Below are 19495 nucleotides of genomic sequence, written 5' to 3' on the forward strand. Positions count from 1 at the left end.
GCAGGGGAGGGCGTCGAAGGCGTGATCAGGACGGGTCGGGAAGGTGGACGATTCAGGCGTTCAGGCCGCCTGTCGGGGATATACTGGAAGGTCATTGTAGCGGAGGCCCGAATGCCCCCGTGCTCCTCAAGAGTGGGTGTCCATGCGTCTACGGCGCGACCCGGTTGAGATCGGTTTTGAGCCCCATTCCCTGTGATTTCTTGCCTGAGCGGCCCGTGTGCCGTCCTGGTGGTTTTTTCTATCCCGAACCCTGTTTTGACATGAGTCTGCGCATTTTCAACACACTGACCCGTGGTGTTTCCGAGTTTTTGCCCATTGAGGCTGGCCATGTCCGCATGTACGTTTGTGGCATGACGGTGTATGACCTGTGCCATTTGGGCCATGCCCGTTCGATGATCGCGTTTGACGTGGTGCAGCGCTGGCTCAAGGCCAGCGGCTTGAAGGTGACTTATGTGCGCAACATCACCGACATAGACGACAAGATCATCAAACGTGCCTTGGACAATGGCGAGACCATCCGCAGCCTGACCGATCGCATGATCGACGCGCTGCACCAGGACGCCGACGCCTTGGGCATCGAGCGCCCTCAATTCGAGCCCCGAGCCACCGACTACGTGCCCCAGATGCTGGGCATGATCCACACCCTGGAGCAAAAGGGCCTGGCCTATCGCGCAGGCAATGGCGATGTGAACTACGCCGTGCGCAAGTTTCCAGGCTACGGCAAGTTGTCGGGCAAGTCGCTGGACGAGTTGAATGCGGGTGAGCGCGTGGCGGTCAACACCGATGAGGGGGGCAAACACGACCCGCTGGACTTCGTGCTCTGGAAGTCGGCCAAGCCCACCGAGCCCGAGGATTGCAAGTGGGACAGCGAATTCGGTATAGGCCGCCCTGGCTGGCACATTGAATGCTCGGCCATGAGCTGCCAGTTGTTGGGTGAGACCTTCGACATCCACGGCGGCGGCGCAGATTTGCAGTTTCCGCACCATGAAAATGAAATCGCGCAAAGCGAAGGCGCAAGCGGCCAGACCTTGGCACGCTTTTGGATGCACAACGGCTTCATCAATGTGGACAACGAAAAGATGTCCAAGAGCCTGGGCAACTTTTTCACCATCCGTGATGTGCTCAAGGAGTTTGACGCCGAAACCGTGCGCTTTTTCGTGGTGCGCAGCCACTACCGCAGCCCGCTCAATTACAGCGATGTGCATTTGAACGATGCCAAAGGCGCGCTCAAACGTTTGTACACCGCACTGCAAACCGTGCCGCCTGCCCAGGTGCAGATCGACTGGGCCGAGCCGATGGCGGCCCGCTTCAAGGCCGCCATGGACGAAGACTTTGGCACGCCCGAAGCGGTGTCTGTGCTGTTTGAGTTGGCCAGCGAGGTCAACCGCAGCCAGTCCGCCGAACGCGCAGGCTTGCTCAAAGCGCTGGGCGGGGTGCTGGGTTTGCTGCAAACCGACCCCACCACCTATTTGCAAGCCGGTGCCGGTCTCGATGAAGCGGCCATTCAGGCGCACATTCAGGCCCGTGCCGATGCCAAGAAAGCCAAGAACTTTGCCGAGGCCGACCGCATCCGCAACGACTTGCTGGCACAAGGCATCGTGCTCAAGGACTCTGCAAGCGGCACGACCTGGGAGGCTGCTCAGTGAGTGTTTTAGCCACTGCTGCAACCCCAGTCACGCCCGGCTATTGGGCGCAAGCGTGTACCCACCTGGCCAAAAAAGACCGGGTGATGAAAAAACTCATTCCCCAGTTTGGCAGCGCCATTTTGGAGACGCGTGGCGATGCTTTTGTCACGCTGGCGCGCTCCATCGTGGGCCAACAGATTTCCGTCAAGGCCGCGCAGTCGGTCTGGGACCGCTTTACGCTCCTGTCCAAAAAATTGACGCCTGCGGGGGTGCTCAAGCTCAAGGTGGACGACATGCGCGCGGCCGGTTTGTCGGCACGCAAGGTCGAGTACCTGGTGGATCTGGCCGTGCACTTCAGCTCCGGCACGGTACATGTCAAAAATTGGCAAGAAATGGACGACGAGGCCATCATCGATGAGCTGGTGGCCATCCGTGGCATTGGCCGCTGGACGGCCGAGATGTTCCTGATCTTTCACCTGATGCGTCCGAATGTGCTGCCGCTGGACGATGTGGGCCTGATCAATGGCATCAGCCAGAACTATTTTTCGGGTGAACCGGTCAGCCGCAGCGATGCCCGCGAAGTGGCGCAGGCCTGGAGTCCCTACTGCACCGTGGCAACTTGGTATATTTGGCGCTCGCTGGACCCCGTGCCTGTGGCTTACTGAATATGGGGTTTTTGCCCTTGCGATGATTAACTGAGGAGAAAAACTTGGCCAAAAAAACATTTCTCGACTTCGAGCAACCCGTTGCCGAACTCGAAGCCAAGATCGAAGAGCTGCGCTATGTGCAAAGCGAATCGGCGGTGGACATCACCCTTGAAATTGACCAGCTGAGCAAGAAAAGCCAGCAACTGACCAAAGACATCTACAGTGACCTGACCCCCTGGCAGGTCACCAAAATCTCGCGCCATCCCGAGCGCCCTTACACGCTGGACTACATCAACGGCATCTTCACCGACTTTGTCGAGATGCACGGGGATCGTCACTTTGCCGATGACTTGTCCATCGTGGGTGGGCTGGCGCGTTTCAATGGCCAGGCTTGCATGGTGCTGGGGCAGCAAAAAGGCCGCGACACCAAAGAGCGCGCCCTGCGCAACTTCGGCATGAGCAAGCCCGAGGGTTACCGCAAGGCCCTGCGCCTCATGAAGACAGCTGAAAAATTCAAACTGCCCGTGTTCACTTTTGTGGACACGCCCGGTGCCTACCCCGGCATCGACGCAGAAGAGCGTGGCCAGTCCGAAGCCATTGGCCGCAACATCTTCGAGATGGCCCAGCTGGAGGTGCCCATCATCACCACCATCATTGGCGAAGGCGGCTCCGGCGGAGCGCTGGCCATTTCGGTGGCCGACCAGGTGCTGATGCTGCAGTATTCCGTTTATTCGGTGATCAGTCCGGAAGGCTGCGCCTCCATTTTGTGGAAAACCAGCGAAAAAGCCGAACTGGCCGCTGAAGCCCTGGGTATCACGGCGCACCGCCTCAAAGCTTTGGGGTTGGTGGACAAAATCGTCAACGAGCCTGTGGGTGGCGCGCACCGCGATCCCGCGCAAATGGTCTCTTTCCTCAAACGTGCCTTGGGCGACGCCTGGCGCCAATTGGCCGACCTCAAGCCCAAAGAACTGCAAGAGCGTCGCTACGAGCGCCTGAACAGCTACGGGCGCTTCACCGACACCAAAGCCGGTAAGTAAACGCTGAGCTGAGCCTTCGGGCTACACACATGGCGCAATCCCCGGAACAGGCCCTGGCTGCCTTCAGCCCGGGCCTTCCTTTTGTGGTGGCCTACAGCGGCGGGGCGGATTCCACCGCCTTGTTGTTGGCCTGCGCTCAGCGCTGGCCGGGGCAGGTGAGGGCGGTGCACATCCACCATGGCCTGCAAGCGGCCGCCGATGAGTTCGAGCGCCATTGCCAGGCGCTTTGCCAGCAAATGAAGGTGCCCCTGGCTGTGCGCCGGGTGCAGGCCGGAAATGCACCCGGGCAAAGCCCCGAAGACGCAGCCCGCAAGGCCCGCTACAGTGCGCTTGCCGAAGCGGTGAACACCGAATGGCCCGAGGTCCGGGACATTGCGCTTGCCCAACATGCGGATGACCAGGTGGAGACTTTGCTGATTGCTTTGTCTCGTGGCGCCGGTTTGCCGGGGCTGGCCAGCATGCCTGCGCACTGGCAGCGGTTGGGCCTGCATTGGCATCGGCCTTTGTTGGCAGTGCCAGGTGCCGTTTTGCGCCAGTGGCTGACCACGCAAGGCCAAGCTTGGATCGAAGACCCCAGCAACACCTGTACGCAATTCACGCGCAACCGCATTCGAGCGCAAGTGCTGCCTGCACTGGCCGAAGCCCTGCCTGCTTTTCGCGACACCTTTGCCCGCAGCGCTGGCCATGCGGCACAGGCACAAGAGGTGTTGAACGAGGTGGCCGAGCAAGACTTGGCCCTCATCGGCGTGCCGCCGCGCATTGCCGCCTTGCAGTTGCTCAGTCGCCCGCGCCAGGCTTTGGTGCTGCGCCATTGGTTGCGAATTCAACATGCCACCACCCCCAGCACGGCCCAGCTCCATGAACTGCTCGACCAGGTGGCCGCATGCACCACACGGGGCCATCGACTGCACCTGAAAGTGGGGCAGGGCTTTGTCAGGCGAGAGGGTGCCTGTCTGCTCTGGCATGCCTCCTGAGAGCGTGGGCGCTGGCTTGCCAGCCAAAGCGCTCTGCCCGGTTGCTACAATCGACGGGTTTTGCTGGGGCCAAAGCCCTCTCAAATGTTTGCGGTGCGGGCTTTGAAGGCTCGCACCCGCTGTCATCCTTTATTCATAAACGACACATGGCTTTGATCGTTCACAAATACGGCGGCACCTCGATGGGCTCGACCGAGCGCATCCGCAATGTCGCCAAGCGCGTGGCCAAATGGGCCCGCGCTGGCCACCAGATCGTGGTGGTGCCCAGCGCCATGAGCGGCGAGACCAACCGCTTGCTCGGCTTGGCCAAAGAGCTGGCCCCCGCCAAACCCGGCGATGCCTACAGCCGCGAACTCGACATGCTGGCCTCGACCGGCGAACAAGCTTCCTCGGCCTTGTTGGCCATTGCCTTGCAATCCGAAGGCCAGCCTTCGGTCAGCTACGCGGGCTGGCAAGTGGCCATCAAGACCAACAGTGCCTTCACAAAAGCACGCATCGAGTCGATCGACGATGCCCGCGTGATGGGCGATCTCAACGCTGGCAAAGTGGTCATCATCACGGGCTTCCAAGGCGTGGACGACAACGGCAACATCACCACCTTGGGCCGCGGCGGCTCGGACACCTCGGCCGTGGCCGTGGCCGCTGCCCTCAAAGCCGACGAATGCCTGATCTACACCGATGTGGACGGCGTCTACACCACTGACCCCCGCGTGGTGCCCGAAGCGCGTCGTCTGCACACCGTGAGCTTTGAAGAGATGCTGGAGATGGCCTCGCTCGGCTCCAAGGTCCTGCAAATCCGCTCGGTGGAGTTTGCTGGCAAATACAAAGTGCCCATGCGCGTGCTGTCGAGCTTCACGCCCTGGGACATCGATATCAATGAAGAAGCCGCATCCGGCACCCTGATCACTTTTGAGGAAGACGAACAAATGGAACAAGCCGTCGTTTCCGGCATCGCATTCAACCGCGACGAAGCCAAAATCTCCGTGTTGGGCGTACCCGACAAGCCCGGCATCGCCTACCAAATTCTGGGCGCCGTGGCCGATGCCAACATCGAAGTGGACGTGATCATCCAGAACCTGAGCAAAGACGGCAAAACCGACTTCAGCTTTACCGTGCACCGCAATGACTATGCCAAGACCATTGATCTTCTGAAGGAAAAAGTCTTGCCCGCACTGGGCGCCGCCGAAGTGGCGGGTGACGCCAAGATCTGCAAGGTGTCCATCGTCGGCATCGGCATGCGCAGCCATGTGGGCGTGGCCAGCAAGATGTTCCGCAGCTTGAGCGAAGAGGGCATCAACATCCAGATGATCTCCACATCCGAAATCAAGACCTCGGTCGTGATCGATGAAAAATACATGGAATTGGCGGTGCGCGCCTTGCACAAAGCCTTCGACTTGGACCAAGCCTGAGCTATAATTTGACCTGCTGGAAACGTGACCGAGTGGCCGAAGGTGCTCCCCTGCTAAGGGAGTATGGGGTGTAGAGCCTCATCGAGGGTTCGAATCCCTCCGTTTCCGCCAGTGACCCAGTAAAAATGCGCCTTTCGGCGCATTTTTCATTTGTGCGCTCACCAATTTTCCCGCTATCTCATGTTGACTGGTCATCAGGGCTTGAATACTCCATGCGTCGAATCCCCGACCTCAACAGAACAGGGGTATGAAAGCTCTTGCAAGATGAGTTTGTCTCAAGATTTATTGATCCGGCCCGCTGAAGTTTGAAATGTGTGAGACATGTCTTCTCTTGGGTCGGTACTCGCAGAGTCCGACATGATGGGTTTTGGCACAGATCCATGTCGGGGTCTTCGACCGCCGACCTACAGCGTCTTTGAGCATTGAAAACTTCACAGGGCCGAATCAATAGAAAGATGAACTGGACACCAAGTGCTTGATGTTCTTGCCCATCAAAATCTTAGGCAGTTTGTGATGAAGTATGTTCTGCCCCACTATTTGTGTTGGCGCTTTGGGGGGGGCGGTGCATTAGGGGTACAGTCGTTATAAAACGATTGTCAGTACGTTGTCCGGACGCTATGATGGAACAACTGTCCAAAAAAGGGGGGGCCATGACCGCAGTCATTCATTCCAAATCTGAGCGCATCGATGTACGCGCCAGCGCGCCAGTGAAGCAATTGCTTCAAGATGCGGCGCGTGTGGCGCACAAAAATGTGAGCGAGTTTCTGCTCGACGCGGGCATCATGGCGGCCAACCAGACCTTGGCTGACCGCACCCGTTTCGAGCTGAGTGACGAGAAGTGGCTGGCGTTTCAGGCAGCACTGGATCAGCCCGTGAGCGCCAAGCCCAAGCTCAAGAAGCTTTTGTCTGAGCCGGGGCTGCTTGGTTGAGTTTGCAGGCTTACGAGCCAGTACGCAAACTGGCCGGTTCGGACGCCGTTGAGTCCTTTGACTGTGGCCAGAGCGCACTGAACCAGTTTTTGCAGCGATTTGCGCTTGTCAACCAAAAATCCAACAGTGCGCAAACCTACGTGAGCTGCCAGTCGGGCTCGGTCGTTGGTTTCTACAGCTTGGCGGTTGGCAGTATCGAGCCATCCCATGCGGCTCCGCGTGTGACCAAAGGCATTCCACAACACCCCGTGCCGGTGATGATTTTGGCCCGGCTGGCTGTGGACCTTCAGCACCAAGGCGAAGGGCTTGGCAAAGCACTGCTCAAAGATGCGCTGCTGCGCGCTGCACAAGCGGCAGACATTGCCGGTATTCGTGCACTGCTGGTGCACGCCAAGGACGAGCCTGCCAGACTGTGGTATCTCAATTGGGAGTTCGAACCCAGCCCATCCGATCCGTTTCACCTGTTCCTTTTGATGAAGGACATCAAGGCCATGGCAGGCAAAGCCTGAGTTAAAAGTTAAGGAAATGCGTACTCTCATGACCTTAAGATCAAACCAGCGCAAAAATCGTTGATCCGATCACAAGCCATCGACAGTTTTTGATCATCCAGTGCGTAAGCCATTCGGACATAGGGGCCGAGGCCGAAGGCGCTTCCATGAACGGCGGCGACATGAATTTCTTCCAGCATGGCCGCAACAACGTCCTCGTCACTGGCGAGGAATCTCCCCGCTGGTGTCGTCTTGCCTAGAAGATCGGCACAAGATGCAAGGACATAGAAAGCGCCTTGTGGTTTGGCGCAACGAAACCCAGGTCCCGCATTGAGCTTGCTGACGACAAGATCGCGTCTTCTCTGGAAAGCAGACCGTGCTGCGCTGATGAAGTCCTTGGGCCCTTCCAAGGCTGCAAGCGCAGCGTACTGCGAAATAGAGCACGCGCCCGAGGTCTGCTGTCCCTGTAGCTTCTCCATGGCGTCGATCAGCCAGCCCGGCCCAGTGCCAAAGCCGATGCGCCACCCCGTCATGGCATATGCCTTTGATACGCCGTTCATGGTCAGAACGCGATCCTGCAAACGTGGTGCCACTTGGGCCATGGTGTGGTGCGTGACATCATCAAAAATGAGGTGCTCGTAGATGTCGTCAGACAAAACGAGTACTTGTGGGTGATCCAGAAGTACCGCTGAAAGTGCCCGCAACTCTTCTTGAGAGTAGACGGCGCCGGAGGGGTTTGACGGCGAGTTCAAAACCAACCAACGTGTGCGAGGCGTTATGGCGTGCCTCAACGCTTGAGGTGTCATCTTGAAGCCGTTGGCGGCCTCGCACTGAACAGTAACGGTCTTTGCCCCGCAAAGCTGCACGATTTCGGGGTAGCTCACCCAATAAGGCACAGGCACGATGACTTCGTCACCTTCGTTCAGCGTCGCTGCGAGCGCCGTGAAGATGACCTGCTTCCCCCCGGTACTGACCAAGGTGTTGCGCCAGTCCACATCCAGTCCATTTTCGCGACTGAACTTGCGGGCGATGGCTTCACGCAGGGGACGGATGCCTGCCACCTGCGTGTAGCGGGTATGGCCTTTGCGGATCGCCTCGATCCCTGCTTGCCTGACATGGGGTGGGGTGTCGAAGTCTGGCTCACCTGCATTCAATGAAATGAGCGAGACGCCTTGGGCACGCAGCTCAGCCACACGGTCGATCACTTTGTAGGTTGCGGAAGGCTTGACTGCGGCAAGGTGACAGTTCAGACGTACTTCATTGTTCTGGATCACTCAGATCTCCACTTGGTGAGTTGCATCAGCTCCAGGGTGGTTTTGCCTTCGGCAAGCGCGCTCATCATCTGCGCTTCATTGTCGGCACGCAGCTGCCCTTGATCCAAAGTGGTCGGGACTTGTGCCGCAGGCAATATCAGGACGCCGTCATCATCGGCAACAACCAGATCCCCCACGGAGACCGGTGTACCTGTAAAGCTGATGGTCTTGCCGACAGAAGGTGCACTGGCCTTGATGGTGCCGCGCATGGAGATGCCCCGCGTAAAGACCGGAAAGCGTCGCGCTGTGATGGCTGAGATATCGCGCACACCTCCATCGATCACCAAGCCGACCACCCCCGCAGCTTCAGCTGCAACCGTCAGCACTTCACCCCAATACCCCGCAACGAATCCACCAGTGGACACCACCAAGATACTCCCTCTGGAGACTTTCTCAAGAGCGAGGTGGATGGCCAGGTTGTCGCCGGGGGAGCATTCCAAGGGGTAGGCCGGGCCTGCGATGCTGGCACCAGACCACACCGGACGTATGGCTGGGTCGATCGCACTGTTTGCAATCTTGGATGCCTCGAACAAGGTGGAAGTGCCCAGCTTGGTAGCCCGCAGCAGCAAATCAGCTGTGTATTTCATCATTTTTCCTTGGTTTGAAGCGAGTGGTAACCAAGTGATGCGCGAGCTTCGCCCAAGCTGGCACCTTGGCGGATGGCCTCCCGGATCGCGGATTCAACACCTTCTATGTGCCGCGCCACTTCTGCCACTTTCCTGGCTTGGCCTCTGGGCACAATCACAACGCCGTTGGCATCGGCCACCACGATGTCGCGTGAGGCAACACGCACGGTTCCGATAGAGATGGTCGTGTTGACCGACTCGACCTGTACGCGGTCCTTGCCAGTGCGCATGAATCGGCCAACGGAGAACAGGGGGTAACTGTCCTCAAGCGCTTTGGCCACATCACGGCAAACCCCGTCGATGACGGTGGCTGCGATGCCGTGCTGGCCTGCATACTGGGTCATGATGTCGCCCCAAACGGTGCAGTCAGTTCGCCCGTCGTTGTCGATCACGACCACATCGCCAGGAGCGACGTCGTCGATGAAGTCGCCAACAGTGCCGGCCGGAACAGAGGCGGGCACGTACTTGACGGTGAACGCTGGACCGACAACAGCTTGTGTGTAGTTCGCTAAAGGTGTAATGCCCAGTGCCTGCCCGTGCAGGCCGAGCTTGTCCAAGGCGTCAGAAATGCCTGGAGTGTCCAGTCCCTCAAAGAGGGCAACCAGTTCTTTGTCTTCTGTTTTCATGTTGATTGAATCCAGTTAATCGTCGTTTTTCATGAGCGTATTCGGCATGTCGTCTTCCTAAATCTGAAAGGGAAAACCAGAAAAAGGGGTCACTTGCTGAAAATGGCCTCGAACTCTTTGTCGTGCATCACTTGTGCAACAGATCGACCCGCTCGCACGGCAGATACCATCAGCTCCTGCCGCTTGGCAATGCGCTCGCCGAGATCAAGTACCTCTGCGATATTGACTGAAGACACGAACACGGTGCCGCAGCGATCTGCAATGACAAAGTCATCCTCGTTGACGGTCACGCCCGCGAACTGCACCGGCTTGCCGGAGTCGATCTGGATCACTCTGTTTCGTGCGCTGATCATCGTCACGCCGCGCCCGTAGACGGGGTAGTCGATGGACTCGCTGCCTTCGATGTCTCGGCTGAGGCCGTCGATGACGGAGCCGCGGATTTGCTTGTATTTGGCGGCGTTCGCCAGGATGTCGCCCCAGCAAGAAATGCCATCTACACCGCCGGCAATGACCAGCACGCGGTCTGTTGTGTTTACCGCGTCTATCACCGGCGAAATCAGGTGAGTAGTGGGTCTGACATCGGTCTTGGGCCCAAGTTGGATGGTGCTGGCACGCCCCACGACCTTGGGGCAATCCCAAAGTGGGCGAATTCCGAATGTCGCACCTTGCAAGCCAAGGAAGTCAAGTGCGTCGGAAAGGGTGTTGGTATCAAGGGCTGCAAGTCGGTCAAGAGGATCAGTATCAGACATGGGGCAAGAGGAGGAGTCGTTGTGTTGAGCATTGTTTACCTTGCTCTCTGATTGGTAAATTTCAAATTCAATATCTGCGTGATACATAATTTGGAATAAGACTATTGGGGGGTATGCATGAACGGAACCATTGACTTTCGCCTGATTCGCCAGTTGTGGATGTTTCTAGCCGTGGCCGAAGAGCAGCACTTTGGTCGCGCAGCTAAGCGACTGAACATGTCGCAGCCACCGCTCACAGAAGCCATTAAGGTGTTGGAGCAATCCCTTAAGGTCACGCTGTTCAGCCGTTCGCGCCAAGGCACACGGCTGAGTCCTGCGGGCGCAGCGATCCTGCCTGCCGTCAAGCAATTTGCCACACAAGTTGAAAAGTTGGAACAAGTTGTCCGTGAGGTTGCTGCAGGTCAGTCTGGGGTGTTGCACATCGGCGCGATTACATCGGCGATGCTGCAGACGGTGCCGCCATTGCTTGCGGCCTTAAAGAAGTCACACCCGCACCTGACAATTTTCATCCGGGAGATTGACAGCGTTGAAGCGATTCCGGCATTGGAGGCTGGTGAGCTGGATCTTGCATTCGTCAGACTGGATGGTGATATCGGTCAGGGCATCTCAACCATGCCGCTCGCCGAGGACCGCTTGGCCGTAGCGTTGCCTGCCGATCACGCATTGGCCCGTCAGCCGCGTATTCGTTTGAAGTCGCTGGCCAATGAGTCGCTTGTCATGTCTTCTCGGCAGGTGAGTCCCGTCTACTTTGACATGCTCACGTCGGTTTGTCGGGCTCATGGATTCGCGCCGCGTGTGCTTCACGAGGTGAGGTCCATCACTTCACAAATCGCTTATGTGGGGTGCGGCCAAGGTGTCGCATTGGTACCCTCTCAAATGAAGAAGCTCGCACCCGAAAATGTAGTCGTGCGGCCTTTGAAAGAGCGCGCTATGGTCGTGACTGCAGCGTTGGCCTGGAACAATGCACGCCATCATCCCATGGTGGACGTCGCTGTGAAGTGGCTTGCAAGCCGGCAGCAGTGTCGCGGCATGCCCATTGGATCGTCATTCACATGAACAGGGCAGCTTAATGAGTCACGACCTGTGCCTAAGTTCTGTGGTGCCTTCGGACATTGCCAATGCACGCCCTACAACATGCCGCGCGGATCGACCCATTCATCAAACTGCTGCGCTGAGACTGCGCCCAACTGGAGAGCCGCCTCGCGAAGCGTGGTGCCTTCTTGCTGGGCCAGCTTGGCAATCTGTGCCGCGCGGTCATAGCCGATATGGGGGCTCAGTGCGGTGACCAGCATCAGGGATCGCTCCAGGTTGTGAGCCAGTTGTAGCAAGTTGGCTTCCAAACCTGCCAGGCAATGCAGGTTGAAACTGTGCATGGCATCGCCCAGTAGCCGAATGCTGTCCAGCACATCCAGGGCGATCAAGGGTTTGTAGACGTTCAGTTCCAGCTGACCCTGGCTGGCAGCAATGCCAATTGCCACGTCATGCCCCATGACTTGAGCACAGACCATGCACAGGGCTTCGACCTGGGTCGGGTTGACTTTGCCCGGCATGATGGAACTGCCCGCTTCGTTTTGCGGCAGCAGCAGCTCACCCAGGCCTGCGCGTGGGCCGCTGCCCATGAGGCGGATGTCGTTGCCGATTTTGTTCAATGCGATGGCCAGCATGCGCAGGCTGCCAAGCAGCGCCACCAGAGCCTCATGTCCGGCCAAAGCCGCAAACAGATTGCTGGACTGGCGCAATGGCAGGCGCAGTTGTGTGGCCAGCAAACTGGCCACGCGGCTGCCAAATTCCGGATGCGTATTCACACCCGTGCCCACGGCCGTTGCGCCGATGGCCAGCGCACACACCCCGTCCAGGGCATGGTGAATGCTGACCTGACACAGGGCCAGTTGCGCGGCATAGCCACTGAATTCCTGACCCAGTGTGATCGGGACGGCATCTTGCAAATGTGTGCGACCGACTTTGGCCAAATCCTTGAAGGCCACGGCTTTTTCCAACATCGATTCATGCAAGGCATTGAGCGCTGGCAAAAGCTTGTTGTGCGTCAGTTGCAGCACGGCGATATGCATGGCCGAGGGAAAGACATCGTTGGATGATTGACCCAGATTGACATCGTCATTCACGTGCACGGTCAGGCCGGCTTGTTTGGCGAGTGTGGCGATGACTTCGTTCACATTCATGTGACTTTGCGTGCCGGAGCCGGTTTGCCACACCGACAGGGGAAAGGCGTCATCGAGCTGCGCAGCGGCAATGCGTTGTGCGGCCGCCGTGATGGCCAATGCCTTGGACTCATCAAGCAGGCCCAGCTGCGCGTTGACTGTTGCCGCTGCCGCCTTGATGTGCGCCATGGCGTGAATGATTTCCACAGGCATGCGTTGCGTGCCGATATTGAAAAAGTGCAAGCTGCGCTCGGTGTGCACACCCCACAGCGCATCGGCTGCAATCTCCAGTGAGCCGAAGCTATCAGTTTGCGTTCGGGTGGTCTTCATGCGTCTTGCTGGCGCTCCAGCTCCTCGGCTTGTTCAGGGTCATCGTGGCGCTCTGGAAAATCGGGCTCTTGCGGGGGCACTGGGGCTGGAGCAGGCTGATCACGCGTGGGCGTTGGTGTTGGTGTTGGTGTTGGTGTTGGTGTGCCCAACACAGGGGCGGGTCGTGGGTTTTGCATGGAGTCATTGGCGCATTGCTCATACAGTGCGTCGGTTCGCTGCCGCACGGTGCCCATGAACGCTCTGTTGCAAAGTGATGTTTTTACTCAGCGAGATGATCATGTCGAATAAATCCAATATCACCGAGATCAAGGACATGCGCCGAGAAGCGCGCAAACATCTTGAGCAAGGTGCCGTGACGGCAGATTACGAAGCGGACCGTCTGGAGTTGCTCAAACAACTCAACCAGTCGCTGGCCACAGAGTTGGTGTGTGTGTTGCGTTATCGACGCCATTACTTCATGGCCCGGGGTATCCACTCCCGTGCAGTGGCTGATGAATTTTTGGCGCATTCCAACGAGGAACTGGCGCATGCTGACAGCCTGGCTGCGCGCATCGTGCAGCTGGGGGGGGAGCCTGACTTTGCGCCGCAAAACCTGGAAGGCCAAAGTCATGCCGAATACAAAGTCGGCGCCGACTTGGAGGACATGATTCGCGAAAACCTGGTGGCCGAACGCATCGCCATTCACAGCTACCGCGAGACCATTCAAAGCATTGGCGATAAAGACTCCACCACCAGCGACATGCTCAAGCGCATCCTCGCCGTGGAAGAGGAGCATGCAGACGACTTGGCCAGCCTGCTCAGCGGCATGTAAGACGTCCGATTGCATGGCACAGGACCTCTTTATGAACACCCTCTACATTGCCGTCATTGTCGGCAGCTTTCGCCGCGATTCTCTTAATCAAAAGTTGGCCGATGCCTTGATCCAATTGGCACCACCGGAACTGAGCTTCAGTCAGGTGAAATTCGATGACTTGCCGCCTTACAACCAAGACGATGACGAGCACCAGGCCGCTTCGGTGCTGCGCGTGAAGTCGCAAATCCAGTCGGCACATGGCCTGTTGTTTGTCACACCGGAATACAACCGATCGATTCCTGGTGTGCTGAAAAACCTGATTGACCATGCATCACGCCCCTATGGACAAAGTGTGTGGGCCGGCAAGCCAGCGGGCGTGCTCGGAGCTTCTGTGGGCGTCTTGGGCACTGCACTGGCGCAGCAGCATTTGCGCAATATTCTGGCCTATCTGAATGTGCCCACGATGGGACAACCTGAAGCCTTTATCCACGCCAAAGAAGGCTTTTGGACAGAGGATGGTCACATCGGTACCACCAGTCTGGGCTTCGTGCAGGGATGGATGGATCAGTATGTGTCCTGGTTGCGGCTGCATGTGCAGGGCAAGACACCATGACGCACTTGGCCCATGCTTGCATGGCATTTGGGCATGGCTGTGCTGGTCAATGCAGCAGCATCCGTCAGGTCACAAATTGGCTGTCATTGATCAGTCGCAACTGCCCGGGCGCAGTTGTCCACCAAGGTGAAGACATGCGCCCATCTGTATCAAGGATTGAGCATGGAACTGATTGAAAAAAACATGAAAACCCTGTTTGCACAACTGGGTGAGGCCAATGATGACGCCAGTATTGACCGCTTCATTGCCAAGCATGTGATCATGGATGGAACCACCTGTTTGCACGACGCGCCCTTCTGGACGGCTTCGCAGGCCAGCTTTTTGCGAGAAGCCTTGGTGCTCGATGCCGCTTGGGCACCGGTGGTCGACGAACTCAACACCAAGTTGCACCGCTCGCCTGACGTCAGCTCGTCCTGAAAATCAAGCGCCTGCGCTGTGGTGGCCTTGGCGCGCAAACTTGTCGGGGCTGAAGCCGCCGACCTACAAATACACATCCCTCGTAGGTCGGCACCAACAGGTCCGACGTTTGTTCGCTTCGGCACAGGCCCATGTCGGGGCTGAAGCCAATACCGTGGCCCTCGTAGGTCGGCACCTTCAGGTCCGACGTTTGCCCGCTTCGGCACAGGCCCATGTCGGGGCTGAAGCCACCGACCTACAAATACACATCTCTTGTAGGTCGGCACCTTCAGGTCCGACGTTTGCCCGCTTCGGCACAGGCCCCATGTCGGGGCTGAAGCCACCGACCTACAAATTCCGTGGCCCTCGTAGGTCGGCACCTTTAGGTCCGACGTTTGCCCGCTTCGGCACAGGCCCATGTCGGGGCTGAAGCCACCGACCTACAAATTCCGTGGCCCTCGTAGGTCGGCACCTTCTGGTCCGACGTTTGTTCGATTTGGCAAAGGCCCATGTCGGGGCTGAAGCCGCCGACCTACAAATACAGATCCCTCGTAGGTCGGCACCTTCAGGTCCGACGTTTGCCCGCTTCGGCACAGGCCCATGTCGGGGCTGAAGCCGCCGACCTACAAATACAGATCCCTCGTAGGTCGGCACCTTCAGGTCCGACGTTTGTTCGCTTCGGCACAGGCCCCATGTCGGGGCTGAAGCCACCGACCTACAAATACACATCCCTCGTAGGTCGGCACCTTCAGGTCCGACGTTTGCCCGCTTCGGCACAGGCCCATGTCGGGGCTGAAGCCGCCGAACTACAAATACACATCCCTTGTAGGTCGGCACCTTCAGGTCCGACGTTTGTTCGCTTCGGCACAGGCCCCATGTCGGGGCTGAAGCCACCGACCTACAAATACACATCCCTCGTAGGTCGGCACCTTCAGGTCCGACGTTTGCCCGCTTTGGCACAGGCCCATGTCGGGGCTGAAGCCACCGAACTACAAATACACATCCCTTGTAGGTCGGCACCTTCAGGTCCGACGTTTGTTCGCTTCGGCACAGGCCCCATGTCGGGGCTGAAGCCGCCGACCTACAAATACAGATCCCTCGTAGGTCGGCACCTTCAGGTCCGACGTTTGCCCGCTTCGGCACAGGCCCATGTCGGGGCTGAAGCCGCCGACCTACAAATACAGATCCCTCGTAGGTCGGCACCTTCAGGTCCGACGTTTGGTCGCTTCGGCACAGGCCCACGTCGGGGTCTTCGACCGCCGATCTAAAGCAAAAACTTCACAGGGCCTAATCCATCTCCACCCCGGCCACGAATTGGGCGCACCACGCCATCACCCATGTCGACGGCGCGGGGCAGGACAAGGATATCTTTGGCAAGCTGCTGTTTTTTCTGGAACATTTTGTTGGGCCGTGCGCACATGACACGCTGCTACCCTGAGCAGGTCGGCTTGATCGACGACACGTTGTTGGGTCGGGAGCGCTGTTACCACCAGATGTGGCAATCCTTGCTGCAGTCGCAGCGCGAGCACCCGGCCTTGAAATTCGGCGGCAGTGTGAATGAGGGGCCCGAGGGTCAGAGCCAGCAGGTGTGAATTGAACGCTTATGGCGGCTGAGAACACTGCAATTTTCCGGGAGCCTCACTGACTATCTGGTCGTTGGAGGGCTGTCTCATGTTTTGTTGCAAATGCCCACTGCAACAAGGTCACATTGACCAAACTCAACAGCCCTGAACCGATGGCCACCCACAGCGCTTGCGCGGGGGGCGCTTTGAATTGCAGCGGCCCCGCCAGCCAGGGCCAGTAAATGGCCACCATCAAAAAGCCCAATGCCAGGCCCATGACGGCATAAGCGGTGGGGTTGGGCACGCGCAAGCTGGCCCAAAATGCGCCGCCTTGGGCTCGGTTGCTCAGGATCAGGGCAGCATTGCCGACCACCAAGGTGACGAAGACCATGGCGCGGGTTTGCGCGGGATCAAGTGGTGACCATCCCAGTTGGGCTACCCCGTCAGAGGCCCAGGCGCCCAGCCCTTTTTGGGCCAAAAAATACGTTAAGGCCACGCTGGCCAGCACGCACAGGCCTTGCCCCATCGCCAGGGCAATGGCGCTGGCACCAAACAAGGGGGCTGTGGTGTCGCGTGGCGGGCGTTGCATCACTTGGGCATCGGCTGGTTCGTTTTCAAAGGCGATGGAGCAGGCCGGATCAATCACCATTTCCATCAGCGCCACATGCAGCGGCAGCATCATGGGGGGCCAACCCATGAGCATGGGCACAAGCGCAATGCCTGCAATCGGGATGTGGATGGCGAAGATGTAGTGCATGGACTTTTGCAGATTGCCAAAGATGCGCCGACCCACCCGGATGCCGCGCACGATGGAGGCAAAGTTGTCGTCCACCAGCACCAGGTCGGCGGCTTCGCGGGCCACGTCGGTGCCGCGCGCGCCCATGGCAACGCCCACATGGGCGGCTTTAAGGGCGGGGGCGTCGTTCACGCCGTCGCCGGTCATGGCGACCACTTCGCCAGCGGCTTGCAGGGCCTGCACGATGCGCAGTTTTTGATGGGGCGAGATGCGGGCGCACACCGTCACTTGGGCCAGCCGCGCTTGTAATTGCGGGTCACTCAGGCTGTCGAGGGTGTCGCCACTCAGGGTCTCGCCTTCAGGCAGTCCCGCCTGGCGGGCAATCACCTGGGCAGTGGCGGGGTAGTCGCCGGTGATCATGATGACGCGGATACCGGCCGACTGGCATTCGGCCACGGCCTGGTGAATTTCTGGACGCAAGGGGTCGGTCAAACCGATCAGTCCCAGCCATTCGAAGTGAAAGCCGTGGACGCTTTCGGGCCAGTCGTTGCCCACAAAGCGGCTTTGCGCTACGGCCAGCACACGCAAGCCTTGTGCGGCCATGCGCTCGACCTGAGCTGACCAGGTTTTCCGCTCAGCGTCCTGGAGGTGGCACAAAGCCATCATGGCTTCTGGCGCGCCTTTGGCCGACACCGTGCGGTCGGGGCCATCGTTCATTTGCCAGACGTGTGACATGGCTTTCAGTTGGGGGCTCAGGGCGTAGGTTTGCACCAGTTCCCAATCGGCGTGCAGGTGGTCGGTAGCGGCCAGATGCTTTTGACCCAGGGCATGGAAGGCCGCCTCCATAGGGTCAAAGGGCTCGGGGGCGCTGGCCAGAATGGCGTGTTCCACCAGGGGGTAAAAGTCTTCGCTCAATGTGGGGGCGCCTGCATGCCATGTCAGGAGGCTGGCGTCGGCTGCAGCGTTGTGTGTCTTCACGGCCAGCGCCGTCACGGTCATGCGGTTTTGGGTCAGGGTGCCGGTTTTGTCGGTGCACAGCACGCTGATGGCGCCCAGGGTTTCGATGGCTTGGATGCGCCGCGTCAGCACGCCAGTTCGGGTCAGCCGGTGTGCGCCCATGGCCGGAAAGATGGTGAGCACCACGGCATATTCTTCGGGCAGTGTGGCCATGGCCAGCGCAATGCCGGACAGAACGGCGGGTATCCACTGACCCGTGCGCCAGCCCAGCGTGAGCACCATGACCAGGCACAAGACCAAGACGATGCTGGCCAGAACTTTGACCAGGCTTGCGGTTTGTTGTTGCAGGGGGGTGGTGTCGACCATGAGCTGGTTCAGGCTCTGGCCAATTTGGCCGACCTGGCTGCGTTGGCCGGTGGCAGTCACACGAGCCACGCCCTGTCCTCGCACGATGAAGGTGCCCGCTTGCACGGTGTTTTGGCTGTTGGCAGGCGTGTCGCTGGTGTGGGCTTGCTTGCTCACGGGCACGGATTCGCCCGTGAGCATGGATTCGTCGATTTGCAGGTTGTTGGCGCTCAGCAGTTGGCCGTCCGCTGCGACGCGATCGCCTTCGGAGATCAGCAGCCAGTCCCCGACCACCACCTCGCGTGCGGGGATTTTGAGGGTCTGGCCTGAGCGCACCACCTGGGCATTGGCTTGGGTCAACTGGCGCAAGGCCTGGATGGATTTTTCGGATTTGCCTTCCTGGTAGAAGGTCAGTACCAGCACTGCCAGCACAAATACGCTCAGTGTCAGGCCTTCGGTCAGATCGCCCAGCACGATGTAGAGGAGGGCGGCAGTGACCAGCAGTGCAAACATGGGCTGGCGCAGCATGTCGATCAAACGACGCCAGATCGGTCGCACCTTGGCTTGCTCGATGTCGTTGGGGCCGTCTTGCAGCAGCTTTTGTGCGGCTTGCGCTGTCGTCAGCCCGTCAAGAGTGTTAATGTGGTTTGCTGTCATGGTGTGCTGTTTGAGCACTGTGCCTGGTTTTTCGGGGGTGGATTTGACGCATGTCATGTCCAGCCCAATGTCTGTCGCTGCAGCTGCGAGCACCCTGTGGCTGTCAAAGGACGATCATGAATACCAAGATTCAAGAATTTCTGGAGCGCATCCACCAGCTGGAGATGCAGATTGAGGATGAGTTCGCGCAGCGCAGGCAGCAGCTGCAGGTGGACTTTGAGAAGCGCAAGGTGAAGTTTGAAAAAGAAGTCGTGGCGCAGCAGCGGCGTTTCAAGCAGGGTGTGCTGCGCTACATCCTGACGGCGGACTGGCGACATCTGTTGAGCGTGCCCTTCATCTACCCGGTGCTTTTGCCCATGTTGGTGCTAGATGCGTTCATCACCCTGTACCAGTGGGTGTGCTTTCCGATGTACGGGATGGCGCGTGTCAAGCGCTCAGACTATTTTGTCTTTGACCGCACGCATCTGGCCTACTTGAACGTTCTGGAGAAGATCAATTGTGCGTACTGCTCGTATGGCAACGGT

19 protein-coding genes and 1 tRNA gene are annotated in these 19495 nt (G+C 58.6%); 13 read left to right on the plus strand and 7 right to left on the minus strand.

From position 1 onward, the window contains the following. The first annotated feature begins 260 nt into the window (after nt 1-260). The 8 genes from cysS (at nt 261) to H663_RS37155 (ending at nt 7130) form a co-directional block, all read left to right on the plus strand. A complete protein-coding gene (gene cysS / locus H663_RS37120; RefSeq protein ID WP_053175161.1) occupies nt 261-1646 on the plus strand; it encodes a cysteine--tRNA ligase in 1386 nt (461 codons plus the stop codon). Then, complete coding sequence (locus tag H663_RS37125; RefSeq protein ID WP_053175164.1) at nt 1643-2290, plus strand: DNA-3-methyladenine glycosylase family protein; 648 nt, start codon at nt 1643-1645, stop codon at nt 2288-2290. Before cysS ends, H663_RS37125 begins: the two co-directional genes overlap by 4 nt. Nucleotides 2291-2334: 44 nt before the next feature. Continuing rightward, on the plus strand, nt 2335-3309 hold the full coding sequence (locus tag H663_RS37130; protein ID WP_053175166.1) for an acetyl-CoA carboxylase carboxyltransferase subunit alpha: 975 nt from the start codon (nt 2335-2337) through the stop codon (nt 3307-3309). A 29-nt stretch (nt 3310-3338) separates the two neighbouring features. Further along, nucleotides 3339-4283, plus strand: coding sequence for a tRNA lysidine(34) synthetase TilS (gene tilS, locus H663_RS37135; protein WP_053175169.1), 945 nt, complete (start codon nt 3339-3341; stop codon nt 4281-4283). Between the two features lie 146 nt (nt 4284-4429). Next, a complete protein-coding gene (locus tag H663_RS37140; protein ID WP_053175171.1) occupies nt 4430-5692 on the plus strand; it encodes an aspartate kinase in 1263 nt (420 codons plus the stop codon). An 18-nt stretch (nt 5693-5710) separates the two neighbouring features. Continuing rightward, nucleotides 5711-5803: transfer RNA gene (locus tag H663_RS37145), tRNA-Ser, on the plus strand. Between the two features lie 539 nt (nt 5804-6342). Further along, nucleotides 6343-6621, plus strand: coding sequence for a type II toxin-antitoxin system TacA family antitoxin (locus H663_RS37150; protein WP_053176856.1), 279 nt, complete (start codon nt 6343-6345; stop codon nt 6619-6621). Continuing rightward, nucleotides 6618-7130: a GNAT family N-acetyltransferase gene (locus H663_RS37155; protein WP_053175174.1), complete on the plus strand. Its 513-nt coding sequence runs from the start codon at nt 6618-6620 to the stop codon at nt 7128-7130. The genes H663_RS37150 and H663_RS37155 overlap by 4 nt, the downstream gene beginning before the upstream one ends. A 26-nt stretch (nt 7131-7156) precedes the next feature. Here H663_RS37155 and H663_RS37160 read toward each other — a convergent pair whose 3' ends face one another. The 4 genes from H663_RS37160 to H663_RS37175 all read right to left on the minus strand — a co-directional run bounded on the left by H663_RS37160 (nt 7157) and on the right by H663_RS37175 (nt 10423). Next, on the minus strand, nt 7157-8380 hold the full coding sequence (locus H663_RS37160) for a pyridoxal phosphate-dependent aminotransferase (RefSeq protein ID WP_053176858.1): 1224 nt from the start codon (nt 8378-8380) through the stop codon (nt 7157-7159). Next, nucleotides 8380-9009, minus strand: a complete 630-nt coding sequence (locus tag H663_RS37165; protein WP_053175177.1) for an RraA family protein — start codon at nt 9007-9009, stop codon at nt 8380-8382. Before H663_RS37165 ends, H663_RS37160 begins: the two co-directional genes overlap by 1 nt. Beyond that, nucleotides 9009-9674, minus strand: coding sequence for an RraA family protein (locus H663_RS37170; protein WP_053175180.1), 666 nt, complete (start codon nt 9672-9674; stop codon nt 9009-9011). Before H663_RS37170 ends, H663_RS37165 begins: the two co-directional genes overlap by 1 nt. Nucleotides 9675-9763: 89 nt before the next feature. After that, nucleotides 9764-10423 carry an RraA family protein gene (locus H663_RS37175; RefSeq protein ID WP_053176860.1) on the minus strand — a complete coding sequence of 220 codons (660 nt, stop codon included), beginning with the start codon at nt 10421-10423 and terminating at the stop codon, nt 9764-9766. 117 nt (nt 10424-10540) lie between these two features. Here H663_RS37175 and H663_RS37180 point away from each other — a divergent pair, with 117 nt between their 5' ends. Next, nucleotides 10541-11479 carry a LysR family transcriptional regulator gene (locus tag H663_RS37180; protein WP_053175183.1) on the plus strand — a complete coding sequence of 313 codons (939 nt, stop codon included), beginning with the start codon at nt 10541-10543 and terminating at the stop codon, nt 11477-11479. A 71-nt stretch (nt 11480-11550) separates the two neighbouring features. Here the strand turns inward: H663_RS37180 and H663_RS37185 are convergent, their stop codons facing one another. Together H663_RS37185 and H663_RS37190 are read right to left on the minus strand one after the other, a co-directional pair. Then, on the minus strand, nt 11551-12912 hold the full coding sequence (locus H663_RS37185) for a class II fumarate hydratase (protein ID WP_053175188.1): 1362 nt from the start codon (nt 12910-12912) through the stop codon (nt 11551-11553). Continuing rightward, a complete protein-coding gene (locus H663_RS37190) occupies nt 12909-13088 on the minus strand; it encodes a hypothetical protein (RefSeq protein WP_133240058.1) in 180 nt (59 codons plus the stop codon). The genes H663_RS37185 and H663_RS37190 overlap by 4 nt, the downstream gene beginning before the upstream one ends. Before the next feature lie 101 nt (nt 13089-13189). Here H663_RS37190 and H663_RS37195 point away from each other — a divergent pair, with 101 nt between their 5' ends. The 4 genes from H663_RS37195 (at nt 13190) to H663_RS41715 (ending at nt 16306) form a co-directional block, all read left to right on the plus strand. After that, a complete protein-coding gene (locus tag H663_RS37195) occupies nt 13190-13723 on the plus strand; it encodes a ferritin-like domain-containing protein (protein ID WP_053176862.1) in 534 nt (177 codons plus the stop codon). Between the two features lie 31 nt (nt 13724-13754). Further along, complete coding sequence (locus H663_RS37200; protein ID WP_053175195.1) at nt 13755-14318, plus strand: NADPH-dependent FMN reductase; 564 nt, start codon at nt 13755-13757, stop codon at nt 14316-14318. Between the two features lie 162 nt (nt 14319-14480). Further along, the gene (locus H663_RS37205) at nt 14481-14735 is read left to right on the plus strand and encodes a DUF2789 domain-containing protein (protein ID WP_053176864.1); all 255 of its coding nucleotides are present in this window, start codon (nt 14481-14483) and stop codon (nt 14733-14735) included. Between the two features lie 1397 nt (nt 14736-16132). Further along, on the plus strand, nt 16133-16306 hold the full coding sequence (locus H663_RS41715) for a hypothetical protein (RefSeq protein WP_165803944.1): 174 nt from the start codon (nt 16133-16135) through the stop codon (nt 16304-16306). A gap of 46 nt (nt 16307-16352) precedes the next feature. On the opposite strand, the gene H663_RS37210 is transcribed toward H663_RS41715, so the two are convergent. Beyond that, nucleotides 16353-18971, minus strand: coding sequence for a cation-translocating P-type ATPase (locus H663_RS37210; protein ID WP_053171646.1), 2619 nt, complete (start codon nt 18969-18971; stop codon nt 16353-16355). Between the last annotated feature and the right edge of the window lie 524 nt (nt 18972-19495).

Source organism: Limnohabitans planktonicus II-D5, from assembly GCF_001270065.2.
Taxonomy (GTDB): Bacteria; Pseudomonadota; Gammaproteobacteria; order Burkholderiales; family Burkholderiaceae_C; genus Limnohabitans_A; species Limnohabitans_A planktonicus.

Excerpts from the sequence above, each read along its gene's own strand:
- H663_RS37205 (WP_053176864.1), top strand. The coding sequence starts at position 14,481 with ATGGAACTGATTGAAAAAAACATGAAAACCCTGTTTGCACAACTGGGT.
- H663_RS37165 (WP_053175177.1), bottom strand. The coding sequence starts at position 9,009 with ATGAAATACACAGCTGATTTGCTGCTGCGGGCTACCAAGCTGGGCACT.
- H663_RS37185 (WP_053175188.1), bottom strand. The coding sequence starts at position 12,912 with ATGAAGACCACCCGAACGCAAACTGATAGCTTCGGCTCACTGGAGATT.
- H663_RS37195 (WP_053176862.1), top strand. The coding sequence starts at position 13,190 with ATGTCGAATAAATCCAATATCACCGAGATCAAGGACATGCGCCGAGAA.
- cysS (WP_053175161.1), top strand. The coding sequence starts at position 261 with ATGAGTCTGCGCATTTTCAACACACTGACCCGTGGTGTTTCCGAGTTT.
- H663_RS37210 (WP_053171646.1), bottom strand. The coding sequence starts at position 18,971 with ATGACAGCAAACCACATTAACACTCTTGACGGGCTGACGACAGCGCAA.
- H663_RS37190 (WP_133240058.1), bottom strand. The coding sequence starts at position 13,088 with ATGCAAAACCCACGACCCGCCCCTGTGTTGGGCACACCAACACCAACA.
- tilS (WP_053175169.1), top strand. The coding sequence starts at position 3,339 with ATGGCGCAATCCCCGGAACAGGCCCTGGCTGCCTTCAGCCCGGGCCTT.
- H663_RS37140 (WP_053175171.1), top strand. The coding sequence starts at position 4,430 with ATGGCTTTGATCGTTCACAAATACGGCGGCACCTCGATGGGCTCGACC.
- H663_RS37150 (WP_053176856.1), top strand. The coding sequence starts at position 6,343 with ATGACCGCAGTCATTCATTCCAAATCTGAGCGCATCGATGTACGCGCC.
- H663_RS41715 (WP_165803944.1), top strand. The coding sequence starts at position 16,133 with ATGACACGCTGCTACCCTGAGCAGGTCGGCTTGATCGACGACACGTTG.
- H663_RS37175 (WP_053176860.1), bottom strand. The coding sequence starts at position 10,423 with ATGTCTGATACTGATCCTCTTGACCGACTTGCAGCCCTTGATACCAAC.
- H663_RS37200 (WP_053175195.1), top strand. The coding sequence starts at position 13,755 with ATGAACACCCTCTACATTGCCGTCATTGTCGGCAGCTTTCGCCGCGAT.
- H663_RS37180 (WP_053175183.1), top strand. The coding sequence starts at position 10,541 with ATGAACGGAACCATTGACTTTCGCCTGATTCGCCAGTTGTGGATGTTT.
- H663_RS37170 (WP_053175180.1), bottom strand. The coding sequence starts at position 9,674 with ATGAAAACAGAAGACAAAGAACTGGTTGCCCTCTTTGAGGGACTGGAC.